General features: G+C 46.2%; 15 protein-coding genes and 1 other RNA gene. 9 read left to right on the top strand and 7 right to left on the bottom strand.

The genetic code is table 11. The features are described 5' to 3' along the window. The first annotated feature begins 19 nt into the window (after positions 1-19). From corA to QUA01_RS25655, 4 genes are all read left to right on the top strand, one after another. Positions 20-1,192 carry a magnesium/cobalt transporter CorA gene (gene corA, locus QUA01_RS25670; RefSeq protein WP_333093327.1) on the top strand — a complete coding sequence of 391 codons (1,173 nt, stop codon included), beginning with the start codon at positions 20-22 and terminating at the stop codon, positions 1,190-1,192. Positions 1,193-1,247: 55 nt separating this feature from the next. Continuing rightward, positions 1,248-1,681, top strand: an RNA gene (gene rnpB, locus QUA01_RS25665) — RNase P RNA component class A. A 261-nt stretch (positions 1,682-1,942) separates the two neighbouring features. Beyond that, complete coding sequence (gene rnc, locus QUA01_RS25660; RefSeq protein ID WP_194066959.1) at positions 1,943-2,653, top strand: ribonuclease III; 711 nt, start codon at positions 1,943-1,945, stop codon at positions 2,651-2,653. Between the two features lie 359 nt (positions 2,654-3,012). Continuing rightward, positions 3,013-4,092: a Gfo/Idh/MocA family protein gene (locus QUA01_RS25655; RefSeq protein ID WP_333093325.1), complete on the top strand. Its 1,080-nt coding sequence runs from the start codon at positions 3,013-3,015 to the stop codon at positions 4,090-4,092. 114 nt (positions 4,093-4,206) lie between these two features. Here the strand turns inward: QUA01_RS25655 and QUA01_RS25650 are convergent, their stop codons facing one another. Then, entirely contained in the window at positions 4,207-6,258 is a 2,052-nt protein-coding gene (locus QUA01_RS25650; protein ID WP_333093324.1) for a sensor histidine kinase, read from the bottom strand. A gap of 392 nt (positions 6,259-6,650) precedes the next feature. Between QUA01_RS25650 and QUA01_RS25645 the strand changes: the two genes are divergently transcribed. From QUA01_RS25645 to QUA01_RS25630, 4 genes are all read left to right on the top strand, one after another. Beyond that, positions 6,651-6,947 (top strand): hypothetical protein, encoded by a 297-nt coding sequence (locus QUA01_RS25645; protein ID WP_333093323.1) that lies wholly within the window; start codon positions 6,651-6,653, stop codon positions 6,945-6,947. A gap of 3 nt (positions 6,948-6,950) precedes the next feature. Then, positions 6,951-7,604 carry a class I SAM-dependent methyltransferase gene (locus QUA01_RS25640; protein ID WP_333093322.1) on the top strand — a complete coding sequence of 218 codons (654 nt, stop codon included), beginning with the start codon at positions 6,951-6,953 and terminating at the stop codon, positions 7,602-7,604. A 590-nt stretch (positions 7,605-8,194) separates the two neighbouring features. Continuing rightward, positions 8,195-8,452, top strand: a complete 258-nt coding sequence (locus QUA01_RS25635) for a DUF2811 domain-containing protein (RefSeq protein WP_194012004.1) — start codon at positions 8,195-8,197, stop codon at positions 8,450-8,452. Between the two features lie 124 nt (positions 8,453-8,576). Beyond that, positions 8,577-8,786: a hypothetical protein gene (locus QUA01_RS25630; RefSeq protein ID WP_333093321.1), complete on the top strand. Its 210-nt coding sequence runs from the start codon at positions 8,577-8,579 to the stop codon at positions 8,784-8,786. Between the two features lie 118 nt (positions 8,787-8,904). Here QUA01_RS25630 and QUA01_RS25625 read toward each other — a convergent pair whose 3' ends face one another. From QUA01_RS25625 to QUA01_RS25605, 5 genes are all read right to left on the bottom strand, one after another. Further along, positions 8,905-9,597, bottom strand: a complete 693-nt coding sequence (locus QUA01_RS25625) for a response regulator transcription factor (RefSeq protein WP_333093320.1) — start codon at positions 9,595-9,597, stop codon at positions 8,905-8,907. 105 nt (positions 9,598-9,702) lie between these two features. Next, a complete protein-coding gene (locus tag QUA01_RS25620; RefSeq protein WP_333093319.1) occupies positions 9,703-11,895 on the bottom strand; it encodes a tetratricopeptide repeat protein in 2,193 nt (730 codons plus the stop codon). A 429-nt stretch (positions 11,896-12,324) separates the two neighbouring features. Beyond that, a complete protein-coding gene (gene psb34 / locus QUA01_RS25615; protein WP_015177107.1) occupies positions 12,325-12,492 on the bottom strand; it encodes a photosystem II assembly protein Psb34 in 168 nt (55 codons plus the stop codon). A gap of 69 nt (positions 12,493-12,561) precedes the next feature. Beyond that, a complete protein-coding gene (locus tag QUA01_RS25610; protein WP_333093318.1) occupies positions 12,562-13,593 on the bottom strand; it encodes a thiazole synthase in 1,032 nt (343 codons plus the stop codon). After that, a complete protein-coding gene (locus QUA01_RS25605) occupies positions 13,568-14,086 on the bottom strand; it encodes a hypothetical protein (protein ID WP_333093317.1) in 519 nt (172 codons plus the stop codon). Before QUA01_RS25605 ends, QUA01_RS25610 begins: the two co-directional genes overlap by 26 nt. A gap of 41 nt (positions 14,087-14,127) precedes the next feature. On the opposite strand from QUA01_RS25605, the gene QUA01_RS25600 reads away from it, so the two are divergent. After that, entirely contained in the window at positions 14,128-14,829 is a 702-nt protein-coding gene (locus QUA01_RS25600) for a Crp/Fnr family transcriptional regulator (protein ID WP_333093316.1), read from the top strand. A 74-nt stretch (positions 14,830-14,903) separates the two neighbouring features. Here QUA01_RS25600 and QUA01_RS25595 read toward each other — a convergent pair. Further along, on the bottom strand, positions 14,904-15,202 hold a 299-nt coding region (locus QUA01_RS25595), incomplete at its 5' end, for a transposase (protein ID WP_333157012.1).

Here is a 15,202-nt window from a genome sequence, read left to right as displayed (position 1 = left end):
AAAAGTTGGGGATATTCACATGGCATACAAAGGCATAAAAAATACTTCGAGTGTATTTCAAAAACCCATTAAAGATGATGATGATGATTCCTACGTTGATTATTTTTATGACCATCCGGGGGCGCTGCCGGGGACTCTAGACTTAGAACCGGATGCGCCACCTCCAGACATTGTATTAATTGACTATTGCGAAACCAAAGCTACTCGCCCTAAAAAATTGTTAAATCCTCAAGAAGCTGCTGCCTATTTAGATACAAAATCTGTTTCTTGGGTTGATATGTTGGGATTGGGCAACAAAGAAACTTGGCGACAAATGAGCGATGTTTTTAATTTGCACGTAATGGCTCAGGAAGATGTAGTAAATATTCCCCAACGCCCGAAAGTTGTAGACTATGAAGAACACCTTTTAATTATTGCCTGGATGGTGATGATTAAGCCTAATTCAGATAATTTTCATAAAGAACAAGTTAGTTTCATTTTGGGCAAACATTACCTGCTAAGTGTTCAGGAAGAACCGGACTATGATTGTTTCGATCCGGTGCGCGAGCGAATTCGCAAAGGACAAGGAGCTATTCGCAAGCACGGAGCAGATTATCTTGCTTATACTCTGTTGGATTCGATTATAGATGGATTTTTCCCCGTATTAGAACTTTACGGAGAGCGGATTGAAGAATTAGAGGATGAAGTGGTGGTGAACCCCAATCGCCAAACCCTGGAAAAAATCTATAAAATTCGGCGAGAATTGCTGACGCTGCGCCGCGCCATTTGGCCGCAGCGGGATGCAATTAATGTTTTGATTCGAGATAGCAGCGATTTGATTACTCCAGAGGTGCGAATTTACTTGCGTGACTGTTACGATCACACGGTGCAGGTGATGGATATGGTGGAAACCTATCGAGAGTTATCGTCGGGTTTGATGGATGTTTATCTGTCTTCGGTTGGCAATAAGATGAATGAAATCATGAAATTGCTAACGGTGATTTCGAGTATTTTTATTCCGTTAACTTTTGTGGCGGGAGTATACGGGATGAATTTCAATACAGAAAAATCGCCTTTGAATATGCCGGAACTGAACTGGTATTTTGGCTATCCGCTTTGTTGGGCGTTGATGGTGGCGATCGCGTCTAGTTTAGTTTTCTTCTTTTGGCGGCGCGGCTGGTTTGAAAATTTTTCTACTATTAAAGATGATTGAAATCTAAAATCCTCAATTGATTGACGAACGATCGCGTACAATAAGTCTGGGGAAAAAAGTAGGCGCAGGCGGTTGCGGATTGGCGAAAGCTGGTCTGAGGAAAGTCCGGGCTCCCGAAAAACCAAACTTGCTGGGTAACGCCCAGTGCGAGCGATCGTGAGGATAGTGCCACAGAAAGATACCGCCCCCCGATTTGAGATTGGAGATTAGAGATTAGAGATTGCATCAAAAATCGATGGTCAAAAATTGCAAGTTGTTAGGGGGTAAGGGTGCAAAGGTGCGGTAAGAGCGCACCAGCAGCATCGAGAGGTGCTGGCTAGGTAAACCCCGGTTGGGAGCAAGGTCGGAGGGACTATGGTTGGTTTTTTACCAGTTCCGTTTTTTGGTACCGCTTGAGGCGTTTGGTAACAAACGTCCCAGATAGATAACTGCCATCGAAAAGTGCTTGCATTTGAGAGAACAGAACCCGGCTTATGTCCGACTTTTTTCCCTCCAAAAATCCCAGAGTGGGAGAGTAGGAAAATTTTTATATATTATTTTTAGAATCAAGTGAGATATAGCAATTCTCAAGCGTTATGAGGTATGCGGGCTGCTTCCTGTGCCCGCGAGGCTGATGCGCGACAGATAGCCTCATGTTACCGAGACTCGGCTATAGATTTCCAATTCCCAATTCCCAATTCCCAATTCCCCATTGCCAATTCCCAATTCCCAATTCCCTGTTTGCCCAATTCCCTGTTTGCCCAATTCGCTATGAATATGCTTTATCCTGGTCGCCAAAAGCAACTTGAAACATTAATTGAAAAGTTGGGACTGTCGAAGGATGCTTCGATCAAATGGCATCTCGTCGATTTAGCTTTGACTCATGCGAGTGCGTCTGCTAAGGCAAATTACGAGCAGCTAGAGTTTGTCGGTGATGCTGTGGTGCGACTGGCTGCGTCTGAATTGTTATTTGAGATTTATCCTGACTGTACGGTGGGGGAATTTGCGGCTATTCGATCGATCTTGGTGAGCGATCGCATTTTGGCTAAAATCGCTGAAAGTTACGGGTTCGATCGCTATTTAATTGTTTCCAGCAGCGCCGCCGCCGACAAAACAGGTGCTGTTCCCAGACTGGCCGATTCTTTGGAAGCCTTACTCGCCGCGCTTTATTTGAGCGCCCAGACGTTAGAATTAATTCGCCCTTGGTTAGACGGTCACTTTCAACGCCTAGCGGCGGAAATTCGCAGCGATCCGGCCAGACAAAATTACAAAGCTGCTCTTCAAGAGTTGACTCAAGGCAAATATAAAACTTTACCCAAGTATACCGTGGAAGAAACCGGAACTGTCCAGGGCGGCGAGGATCGTTTTACGGCCAAAGTTAGCATTCAGGGAGAGTTGGTAGCAGAGGGAAAAGGTCGATCGATCAAAGCAGCAGAACAAGCTGCGGCTCGCTCCGCTTTCAATAAATTAGTCAGTTGTTAGTTGTTAGTTGTTAGTTGTTAGTTGATAGTTGATAGGGGCGGTGGATGGTGCGTGCCCGCCCTCTTAGTGGTTAGTAGTTAGTTGTTAGTTGTCATACCAAATCAGGGTTTTGGATACCTTTTATGAACCAGTCGGCGTAGGCTGACTTTGTTTGTATAGACGCGGTTTCAACCGCCGAATCATCAAGGGATATGTTACCCAAATTTAGTAGTCAGTAGTCAGCAGTCAGTAGTCCTTAGTCAGCAGTCATTAGTTAGTAGTTAGTATTCATTGGGCAGTGGAAGTTTTACTATTAAATAACACCAAATAAATGAGAAATTATGCTATAATTGCTGTGCGATTTTTAAAATTTATTATTAATGAAAATCGGAATAGCTGTATTGGGTGCGGGCCGCTGGGGAGTTAATCTCATTCGCAACTTTATCGAACATCCCAACAGTCAAGTTTTAGCGGTGGTAGATCCGAATCTAGATTCATTGATGGCTGTCCAAAAACAGTTTAATTTTAATGAGTCCGTGATTCTAGCTACCGATTGGTCGCAAGTGCAAGAATTGCCGGGACTGGATGCTGTGGCGATCGCCACTCCAGCTTCCACACACTACACCCTCGCAGCCACAGCCTTGCAAAAAGGCTACCACGTCTTAGTAGAAAAACCCCTCGCCATCAATCTCAGTGAAGCAATAAAACTGTGCCAATTAGCCGAAAAACAGCAGCGGCAACTCTTCGTTGACCACACTTATCTGTTTCATCCAGCAGTCGATCGCGGCCAAAGAATAATTCAACAGCATCAACTCGGAAAATTGCGCTACGGTTACGCTCAGCGTACTCATTATGAACCAGTGCGGCACGATGTTGATGCCCTTTGGGATTTGGCCATTCACGATATTGCTATTTTCAACACTTGGCTCCAACAAACTCCTATTCAAGTCACAGCAACGGGCACTGTATTTCCGAAGTCACAAGTCACAAGTCAGAGGGAAGAAGCAATAAATCCTTCAGAAAAACTAGCAGATTTAGTTTGGGTAACGCTCACCTATCCTGACGGATTTCAAGCACTTATTCACCTGTGCTGGCTGAATCCCGACAAACAGCGGCGCTTAAGCGTTGTTGGTAGTTTGGGAACCTTGATTTTTGATGAAATGTCACCGGAAAGTATGCTGATGTTGCAGCACGCTAGTTCAAATCGGCGGGGGGAAGAGCATAATGTTTGCGAAAGTGCGATGGCGCCTCGGCCCACTACTAACATCCAAAGTCGCGAAATATTAAGTTTAGAACAAGTAGAACCGCTGCGGCGAGTGTGCGATCGCTTCCTCACCTCCGTGCAAACAAATACGCCTTGTCCTACCTCTTCCGGCAATGCTTCCGTCGAATTAATCCGCATTCTCAGCGCTTTGAGCAAATCTTTGGAACTCGGCGGACAGCCCCTGATACCATTTTAGATTTTAGATTCTTCGATTTCCCAAGCAAACAAGCTTTAGATGAAAGAGGCTGAGCCTCGTAACGAGCAGTTGAATTGTCATTCCTCATAGTATTCACCCGAAATGATATACCTCCTAATTTTTTAAATTTCCATTTTCTGTTACCAAATCCTGGCTGTTAAAATAAAAACTTGACTGATGGTTTACAGGCAAAGAAATCATCACCGAAGTACCTTGATCCACACCCGCGCTCTGCAGAGTAATGCGGCCGATCATAGATTCCATTATTCTTCGGGAAATAGCCAAACCCAAACCATTTCCGCCAAACTTGCGAGTTGTGGAACCATCAGCCATCACAAAAGGCTGAAACAATTTTTGCTGCTGTTCGGGATCTATACCAATTCCGGTATCTTTAATTGTCACCACTACCCAATCGTTTTTACTGCTACTATTACCGATCCCACTTTCCGGTACACTACCGTTAAAACCACCTGAATGATTACTCGATTCTAACCGCACAGATATAGTAATACTGCCCGACTCGGTAAACTTAACAGCATTGCTCAAAACGTGTATAAACACCTGTTTTAGCTTCTCTGGATCGGCATGAACAATAATCGGATCGTGAGGTTCTGGCAAGCTTAAATTCAAACCTTTTTCTTTAATTAGAAGTGCTTGCAAATCAATTGCATCTTCAAGTACCTGAGTAATATCAACTACTTCTAACATCAGGGAGAACGTGCCGGATTCTATTTTAGCAATGTCTAAAATATCATTAATAATATTCAGCAATTGCATTGACGAGTCGTGGGCGCGCTGCAAAAACTCCATTTCTTCATCTCGGTCATCGCAGTAGCCGTCTCGCACAATTTGAATAAAACCAATAATCCCGTTGAGCGGCGTTCTCAGTTCGTGAGAAATATTGCCCAAAAATTCGTTTTTTAACTGATTGGCAACTTGCGCTTCCTTGGTTGCGACTGCCGATTCTCTGGCCGATTCTCTCAGGCTCTCCACCATACTGTTGAGTGCTTCTGATAGTTGATTGAATTCCCGAATTTGGAAATTTTGGGGCACTGCCTGCGGCGCTTCTGTATCCACTGTCAGCGCGTAGTCTCTCAGTTGTTCCAAGGGACGCGCCAAGTCGCGAGACAGGTATAAAGTCGCGACGATGCTAGCCGCAACTAAACCGATGATTAAGTTAAATAAAACTTGCTGAATTTCTTCTAAGCCTGAGAGAGCGTAATCTAAGCGAGAGACAGCTAAAATAATCCATTTAGTGTTCTCTTTTTTACTTAAAGGGCTGGGGATGGCAGCGTATCCTGCTAGCAATTCTACGCCATTTCTTTCAAAGGAAAATAGGTGGAGAAAAGCTTGTCCGCCGGCGATCGCCCTTCTGACAATACTTTTTAGTCGATCGGCATCTGCCTCCGCGGCAATATTGCGGCCGACGCGGTTGATATTCGGGTGCGCCAAAATTGTCCCGTCTTGGTTGATCGCCACCGTATAGCCGGCTAGAGAACCCTTGGGAGCGCTCGTTTGCACCGGCAGAGCCGACTGCAAACTCAAAGCATAACTCAACTTTCGGCTGTTGCCGCGACCAATGTAAACAGGAGCGCTCAACACCAAACTGACTCGGCTGTCGCGGGCTTCTTTACCCGTACCTGAAAAATCTTCCTCACCCAAAGTCATCTTGTCGCCGTTTGCTCTCGGCTTTTGTTGATTCGGCCACAACAGACTGATGTAAACGTTTTTGTCGTCCTGCAGCGTTTGCTGCTGCAGCACTCGCGGCCAAAAATTGGTAGGTAGCGCCTGAATCGGCTGTTGCCCGCAAGTGCTCGCCATCACTTGATTTGTCTGTAAATTAGTCAATTGCAAGCAATCAACCTGAACTGGCAACCGCTGCCCTAATTGCGCGATAAACTTTTGATAATCCTTTGGCTCTACAGACTGCAACATCGAATTTTCCGAAGCGCCGATTAGATTCGATTTCAGCGATTTCGCCCACTGTTCAATTGTTTCGGCTTTTCTGCCTGCACTTTCTGTCAAGTTTTGGCGAGCGGTTTCCAGAAGCGTCGAGCGTGCCTTGCGATAGGTAACATACTCCCCCACCAGTAGAACAGGCACGCTGAGCAACAAAATCCGCGACAGTAAAATACGGCGAAAGGAGGACTGACCTAGCTTAACCATAGGACATTTCTAAATTAAGGTGCGACGCTCAACAGCGCTCGTAGTGCAATAAGCCAGATTAAAAGTGCGAATCTGCCTAGGGCAATCTGCTGACGAGACAACACAGCTTCAGAACAACATTTAAACACAATTATAGAAGCCACTGTATTAATGTCGATACTAAGTGTGCCCACTTAAAGATGCTCAGCAATTTGTTTGGCAGATGCCTGTGATTTCAGTCACACTTCCCTGTTGAATTTTCCGATCGACTTGCACCCGATCGCCCAGGCAAAATTTTTCAGGCGAGAAAAAGCGCGATCGCTGACAGAGCGCTGTTGGTTGAAGGTAGAATCCCACGGATCTGCTCGCCAGGCCGAAGTTAATAGGCCAAAAGTTTTGTTTCCGGCTAGTGTATGGAGAGAATTCTGGATCGATCGTTCGCACTTTTTGTTTCCGAATGCCGTCTGGCGACGGGCTCCCGGAGCAGAGATGGGATCGGCCTCGAATCGGGGATTCGAGATTTTGCACCCTGTGAATTTTTTTTGGCACCTCCGATCGAGCCGGTGACAACAATTCGCCTGTCAAACAAAAAGAACGAGACGATCGAGTTGCCCATCGACTCTCACAACCAGCAGGTGGCGAACATTTACCCAAACAGTACACCCGCGCCCGGTAAATTTGCAGTCTCGGCAATAGTCTCCATAACTTAATCGATGAAAAAAAACTCTAGCAACTATACGTATTATTACACAAACAACCATCCCAGATATCATCACACTTATTTGATATCTCCCCTTCTAGAAATGCTGGCGACACTTCAGGAAGCCAGCCAGACAAAACTCCGAGTTTTGGATCTCGGCTGCGGCAATGGCAGCCTCAGTCACGTCATCGCACAGCACGGCTGCGAAGTTGTCGGCGTTGACTCTTCTGCACCCGGAATTGCCATCTCCAGTCAAAGTTTCCCCGAGTGTCAGTTTATCCAAGCCGATATTTACGAGCTTCCCGATACCAATATGCTGCACTCATTCGATATTGTCTTAGCCGTTGAAGTAATCGAACACTTACTTTATCCAAAAGAACTGGCAAAAAATGCCCAAAAATGCCTCAAACCCGGAGGAAGGCTAATTCTTTCCACACCCTATCACGGCTATTTAAAAAACCTAGCCTTAGCTGTGACAGGCAAACTAGACAAACATTTTACCGTACTTTGGGATAACGGTAACATTAAATTCTTTTCAGTAGAAACCCTCACCAAATTATTGACCAAGGAAGGATACACCAATATTCAATTTAAATTCGCAGGTCGGTGTCCCTATCTTTGGAAATCAATGTTGTGCTCTAGTAAAACATCAGAAAAACCTGAATAATTATAATTTTTTGTCGGTGAGTGGGAGAATTGGTGTTTTGCTATAAAACACGCAAGAGCTACCTCTAACCACAACAAGACAATGCTTTTTATCAAGCCCCAGATGCCCCCAAGGCCTTCGGGAAGAAAACACCAATGACCGATGACCCATGACCGATGACCGATGAATAATTAATCCCCTTTGCAATTCTTATTTTTTCCCAGACTTTTCCCTAAACATTCCACAGCGTTTCCACAGGCAAGTCCGAGGTTTTCCACAGATTTGAAAAAGTTTTCCACAGAAATTAACGGCACGGTCGGATCTTGCTGCGGAATTGGGGATTTTGTTAACCTGCCGCCAAATCCCTCAGAAAACTTCCCACACATAAAGATATGTAACAAAAAAAGCCCTGAAAGGCTTATTTATTGGTAAATATTTTTTTTACATAAAGGAGTTTGTAATATTTCGCAACATTGACAAACCCGCCTCCTGATACGCACAATGATGCGACCGACCTAAAAAAAAAGCGCTCTAATTTCGGCTGTGTCTGCACCTGTATCCAGCCGAAAGGGGGGTTCTATTTTCAATTTATTAGCGAGACTAAAAAAATGATGAACCCGACAGTCAGTATTTTTGCCGAAATTCCCGAAACGCTGCACGATTCTCTTAAAATTTATCTGGAAACTCACCCCGAATGGGATCTAGACAGAGTATTCTCGGCGTCTCTGTCGCTGTTTTTGTTGCAGAATGCCGATAGCGGTACACCGGAAGCTTCGCGCAGTTATCGCCAAGCTGCGAGAGTTTATCTCGAAACTCTGTTTCAGTCCCCTCAAGACTTGCACAGCAATAATGTAACTCCGTCTTCGTGAAGGAGAGAGGGCTCGATTCGGCTTGCTTCGGCTATGTTATTCGGATAAGTCGCTCGGAGGGTAAAGATGGGAAGATGGGGGTACGGGGAGACGGGGAGAGTTTAATCGACAACCTTCGAGAAAAATGCTTGAGAAATGCGGGACAGCTTACCGATTCCCGATTCCCGATTCCCGATTCCCGATTCTCGATTCGCTAATCTGCAAGGGTTTAAAATCTTTGCCGGGGCTGTATTTGTGCAGCAACTACCTTGGAGGCGTGGCTTTGGGAGATTGCGTCCGCAGGGGTTTTGAGCGGGCGCAAGAAGTGGGCGAGTATTTGCAGCAATCAGATTAGTTCGTGCGTGCGGAATGCGAGTCCGCACTACGAACCGTTTTTATAACGAGTAGATCGATCGAACACCAGCGGAATTAGAACTCGTGCACCCGCCCCTAGAGCTTTGTGCCGAATGTTGTTAGGTTGTGGGTTCAAACTTGTAACCCACCCGCCGGACAGTTTGAATCATCGAAATTTGATTGGTATCTGGCTCAATTTTGCGGCGAATTTGACCGATATGGACATCCACCACGCGCTCGGCTCCTACATATTCGTAGTGCCACACTTCTTGCAGCAATTCCGCTCGCCTCCACACGCGACCGGGTTTGCTGGCCAAACAGTACAGCAAGTCGAATTCTAAAGCAGTCAAAGCCACTATTTGATTGTTGAGAATCACTTCGCGGCGGACTGGATCTATTAGTAGCTCCCCAAAGGTAAGACTTTGTTGCTCAGTGACAGTAACTGTGCGTTTGCGCCTCAAAATTGCTTCAACGCGAGCTCCTATCTCCACAAGACTAAAAGGTTTAGTAATGTAGTCGTCAGCACCTTCGGCAAACCCTTTCATTTTGTCAGCTTCATCGTTTCGGGCAGTCAGCATCAACACAAACACGCCCGTCCGTCTTTGCATTTCTTGACACAGTTTGTAGCCAGTAGTATCGGGTAAATTTACATCTAGAACTACTAAGTCAGGATTGAGTTGCTCAAATAATTCCAGACCTGTCTGACCGTCCTCGCCAGATTCAACTTGATAACCTTGCTGGCTTAAAAAACGGTGAATTAAATTTCGGATTGCTGGGTCGTCATCAACCACAAGGATTTTTACAGGGGCCATGACCACAACTTTAATTGAAGAATTAGGTAAGAATATTCAGCCATAATAATAGAAAACTGGATACAAATCTAGAAAAAATTGAGCTTTTAAGAGTTATAGCCGTATTTATAACCTACGCAAAATTTCTGGCAATAAATCTCCGGGAACTTTGGATAAGGCTAAATTTTGGCCGGCAAGCCCACATTCGCTATAGAAAGCTCGAATCGTTTTAACAATATAGCTTAATGCTGTTTGCCGGCAATCATCAGCGGCTTGGGAATTGGCTGGGGGTTGCAGGTTGAGTTTATCTCCATATATTAACCCTTTGTCGTTAAGATGCTGTCCCCATTCGGCACACACTTGCAACAGGTGGTGCAGTGCTGCATCTAAATGGCTGGTTTGTGCGGCTTTGTTTAGGGCCAAATCTGGGGCTGTGGCTAGTTGATAGTGGGCTAGTCCGAGATTGTTGCGGGCGGCAAGAGTGTCAAAGGTGAGTTGGGCTCGATCGAGTTTTCGGGCGATATCCAAGGCGGCTTCGTAGGCGGTAATCGCCTGCTGCAATGAGTCGATGCGGGCTTGTTTCTGCTGGAACTGGTTCGCCAAATGCCAGTAAGCCGTAGCGAGATTGTTGTAGGTGGCGGCTGCGGCTGCTGGTACCAATTCTCGGGTGCGGTATTTCAAGGCTTCGCGGTAGGCCTCAATCGCCCTGACTAATAAAAGTTCTGAGGGTTCGTGCTGGGCGAGGTTCCAGCAGGCGGTACCGAGGTTGTTTTGCACTCCGGCATAGTTGAGGGGTTCTCGTTCTGGACTGTAGCAGGAGAGGGCTTGGGTGTAAGCTGCGATCGCGCTTTTGAGATAGACGATGGGTTCACCATCTTGGGCTAAATGCCAGTATGCTGTCGCCAAATTATTCTGAGCCGCAGCGCACTGCTGGGGTTCCGTCGCGGGGTCTAGATCCAGCAGCGCTTGTTGGTAAGCTGCAACTGCTTGCTGCAAGTTCTGTGTCTTGTCTTGATAGCGGGCTAAATCTGCTAAGGCGATGCCCAAATTTTTGTTTAATCTGACACGGGTTTGAGGTGCGCTCTCGGCATCTGTGCGGTTCAAACCTTCAATGTAGAGGGCGATGCTGCGTTCGAGGCAGGATACCGGATCGGGGACTTCCACACCGTCGGTGCGATCGCGCGACAGCATCCAGTAAAAAGTGCCGAGATCGTTGATCAAATCGTCCATCGGCGGTAAGCTGTTGGACTCCTCGGCGTATTGAGTTAAATTTTGTGTCAATTGGGCGATCAGCCGCGCGCATTCCTCAGTTGGTGGTTGATTTTGCTGCGAGCCCGCGTCGAGTTCGAGGTATGCAATCACTTGCTCGATCGCGCGAATGGCGATTGTCAAGTTTTGTGGCGAAGACTCTCCGCCCAGAATCCGATCGCGGTAGTAATTCCCCAAACTGTGATAAGCCAAAGCCAAGGCTTCGGAACAGCACTGATGTTCTTGCAGCAATTCGATGTATTGCAAGGTTTGCAGCGGCAGAAAATTGTCCTCCGATGCGGCATCACCCTCTGCTTCCAACTCATCCTCCGAGGCCGTCGCTAGCACCAAATCCGCCAGTTCGACAGATTTAGCATCTGGCGCTGGGAATGATGCGGAATCGGGAGTTGAGGATTGTTCGGACTCTGGCGATCTTAAAAGTTGGTCGCCGGAGTCTCCGTTGTCCCGCAAGTTGCCCAAGTTTTCGGAGTTCCCGAAGTCCTCGGAGCGGCCGAAGTCTTGCTTGGCTGGAGTCGGTTCGCCTTCAAACTCAAATACTCCGGTTCGCCACTGCCAAAATTCCGGGGCCGATTGCTCGATCGAACTCAGCCAGGGGCGCGACACCCACAGCAACAAAGTAGACTCGCACATTTGCAGGTGTGCTTCGATGTCCCTCAAATAGCTCAGGAACGACCACTGCACGGCTGCTGAATGCCTGGTCAGGTGTTCTGCCCCCAAAATTTGAAATCCCGGCAAAGGGCTGTAGATGCCCATATTTTGGGGCGGTGGGTGTTTGGTCAGCCACGCGGCTAGCGAGCCCCAAGGATTGGGATCGTTCAAGTCGAGTTCCAAACTGACAAATCGGGGATAGTCGATCGGGGAGCGAGGATTGGAGCCTGCGCTTTCTGCGGTTAATTCTGCCTGCAAGCGAGCTGCCAGACAGTCCCGCAAGCACAAGTCGTCGCAGGCGGCAATAAAAATTTGACGGCGTAAGTTGAGGTCGATCGCCTGTTTCAAGCGTTGGTATATCTGCTTGTTCGAGCTAGAAACTTTTTGGGAAGGAATAGACATCACGGTCAGCCGATTTTAGATTTTAGATTTTAGATTTTAGATTTTGGATTTTAGATTGTAGATTTTGGATTTTAGAGTTGAGAGTTAAAAACTCGATCGCTCATAACTCGCAACTAAGCCCCGAAGGCCGTCAATCGCACCGATGATGACCAAAGGATTGTAGATTTTCAATTGACAATTTTATGTTTGTGACGAACTCGTCTGATTAATTGCAACCCAAGTCCCTGAAGCCGACAGCAGAGAGTAAAAACCCAAATTTCTGTTTGTCTTATTTAGCTTTCGAGCTCGCTCGGTACGCTTCAGGATTGTCACAACTACCTGCTTTGTATTGAAACACAAAAACCATGTTGACCTTGGTTGGAAAACATGGTTTGCTGAAGAATTATTTTAAATTGTGATTTGAAGCAGCTTTGAGTGTCAGGGCAGTTTTCAGACTGAGGCCGCCACAAACACCAAACCGGCCACTAACATAGCTGCTGCAATACCCATGATGATGTAGTTGCGTTGCTGATTTTTGTTGGGAGGTACGGCTTCATACACCTTCGGCTCTTTAGCAAAGTTGTTCAGGCGTCCATCGTCATCTTTGATGTAAGGCATCAGTCACAATCCTTAATATTTTTGATGTTTACAACTGTACCAAAAAAGCGCCCTGGAAAATTAGGGAATTTATTTTGAGGTGACAGTACCTGTTTGGGGGGAAGAGGCGATCGCGTAATCTTTGACTGGCATTCTTCCTGCTAAGTAGGCGATCCGTCCGGCTTCTGCCGCCATTCCCATTGCTTTTGCCATTGCTGGAGAATTTTGGGCATTGGCGATCGCCGAATTAATCAGCAGTGCGTCAGCGCCCATTTCCATTGCTCTAGCAGCTTCGCTGGGGGTTCCGATCCCCGCATCCACTACCACAGGAACTTTTACCGTGTCAATAATGATTTGAATGTTGGCGGCATTATTGATCCCTTGCCCGGAACCGATGGGCGAAGCTAAAGGCATCACAGTCGCACAACCGACTTCTTCGAGGCGTTTTGCTAGTAGCGGATCGGCATTGATGTAAGGCAAAACGGCAAAACCTTCTTTGACTAATTTTTCTGCTGCTTCCAAAGTGCCGATCGGATCTGGCAGCAAATATTTAGCATCGGGAATCACTTCTAACTTGACAAAATTATTATCTTCCTGTCCCAAAAGCTTCGCCATTTCCCTGCCCAAACGAGCCACTCTAATCGCCTCATCTGCAGTTTGGCAACCAGCAGTATTGGGCAGCATCCAAATTTTAGTCCAATCCAGAGCCTCTGCCAATCCTTCATGACCGGGAGCATTTGTCTGCACCCGCCGCACGGCTACAGTCACAATTTCGCACCTGCTAGCATTGACACTTTGCTGCATTTCGGCAATGCTGCGATATTTTCCAGTCCCCGTCATCAATCGAGAATGAAAAGTTTTACCGGCAATCACCAGAGGTTTATCTAAAGATGGTGTTGCAGTATCTACTGGATAGCCAAAAATGCTGTACTCAAGTGCCTCTTCCCATTGTTCTCTGCCGCCCAGCATTGCTTCTAGCTGCCAACCTTCTTCAATAGTTAGATCGTCGTGGGTAACAGCAGATAAAATTTGCCCTAAACTAATTAATTTAGCATCTCGTGGCATATTATTATTCAATCCACGCGCTACGATTTCTTTAAATTCGCTGAAATGATCTTCCATTTTTCCACTCTTCCCTTGTGATGATTTGAATCTGTTCGCTTTTGAGGACAAAAATAATTTTTTGAATTTGCTTTGCGGTATCCCAAAACAGAGCTTGTTTGATGCCAGCGTTGATTTTCCAAACATCATAATTTTCTCGGTTGATGTGAAAAATAACGGTTGCTACACCTTGATTTTTGGCTCTACTAATGCCTTCTTGCACTCTGTCTCTGATATTTTGAGTCTGTTCTGTCAACTCCTTAAATTCGCAAATTTGACCGTCAATCTCAGCATCTGGCGTTCGGACACCCTCTGCTGATTGCTCGCTCAGCATTCTGACTCTATTGCCTATTTTAGCCAAAACTTCAGCAACAAATATTTCCGAATTATTAAGATTGTGTTGTTGGTGGATGAGGACAAATCCGCCAGCTATCTCATCAAAATAATATCGCTGATATTCGGGTTCTGCATTTTTGTAGATGGCTCTGCTAGCCTCGATATATTCTGAATTCACCGCTATGATACTCTAAATGGACTCCGGCTCAAGTTAAATGTATGAAAGCAACTGTCGAGCAACTGGTCGAAATTGGGATATTTGCCAGCTTAAACCGAACTGATTTAGAGCAATTGCAAGAACATACAGCAATTCGGACTTACCAACAGGGAGAAGTTGTGATGTATGAGGGCGATCGCATCCCGGAAAAATTATACACGCTTTTGAGCGGTTCTCTGCGGGTGACAAAAACAGCGGTGGCAGGCAAAGAAACTATTCTCCGCACTTTATTTCAGGGAGATATTTTTGCTGCACCTGCTTTGCTGGGTAACGGTATTGCGCCGGCAACGGTGACTGCTGAAACTGATGTGCAAGTTCTTACCACAGAACGGGAATTTTTGCTAGCAGCAATTCGGCAAAATCCTGAGATTGCTTTGCGAATATTGGCGGTTTTTAACCAGCGATTGCAGCAACTACACGAGACTGTGCACGGTTTGGTGTCGGAAAGGGCGATCGTGCGGCTGGCCCGATTCATTCATTACTTTAGCGTCGAGCAAGGTACGAAGATTGTAGATAATAGTGTATGTTTAAAAAAACGTTTGCCATACTATCAAATTGCTCGCAGCATTGGCATCACCTATGAAGAATGCGTGCGGTTGTTTAAGAAACTTAAGCCGTTTGTATCCTACAGTAGAGGCGGTAAAATTACTGTTTTGGATTGGCAGAAATTGGAGGATATTGCCTCTGGAGATGAAATAGATTAGACTCGGTGACTTAAGGAGACTGTTGGCGAATTAAAAAAGGGTGAAACCAAACATCCCACAATCGTGGAAAAAAACTATGATGAGGCAGAGGGAAAAAGAGCCGCAAAACGAGAGACACGAGTCTTACCAATCGGAATGTCGCGCCAAAATGCCCACATTCTTGACAGATTCATCGCAGCAGCAGTCATAATATGTTGCAGACGAGTCTTGGCAAGACCCATGTAACGAGCCGCGCGCAAACCAAAAACACAAATTCCTTGAGACAGCGAACTTTCAACACCAGCCCGTAGGGCATCACGCTGCTTAAACTCCTGGGTATGTTGTCTAGCCCTACCCTGGGCTAAAGCTTCGTAAAGAGGTTGAGGTTTGAGAG

The organism is Microcoleus sp. S36a_B3, from assembly GCF_036700745.1.
Lineage (GTDB): Bacteria > Cyanobacteriota > Cyanobacteriia > Cyanobacteriales > Microcoleaceae > Microcoleus.
The sequence above is the reverse complement of the archived record's forward strand: the minus strand, read 5'-3'. Positions and strand labels throughout refer to the sequence as shown.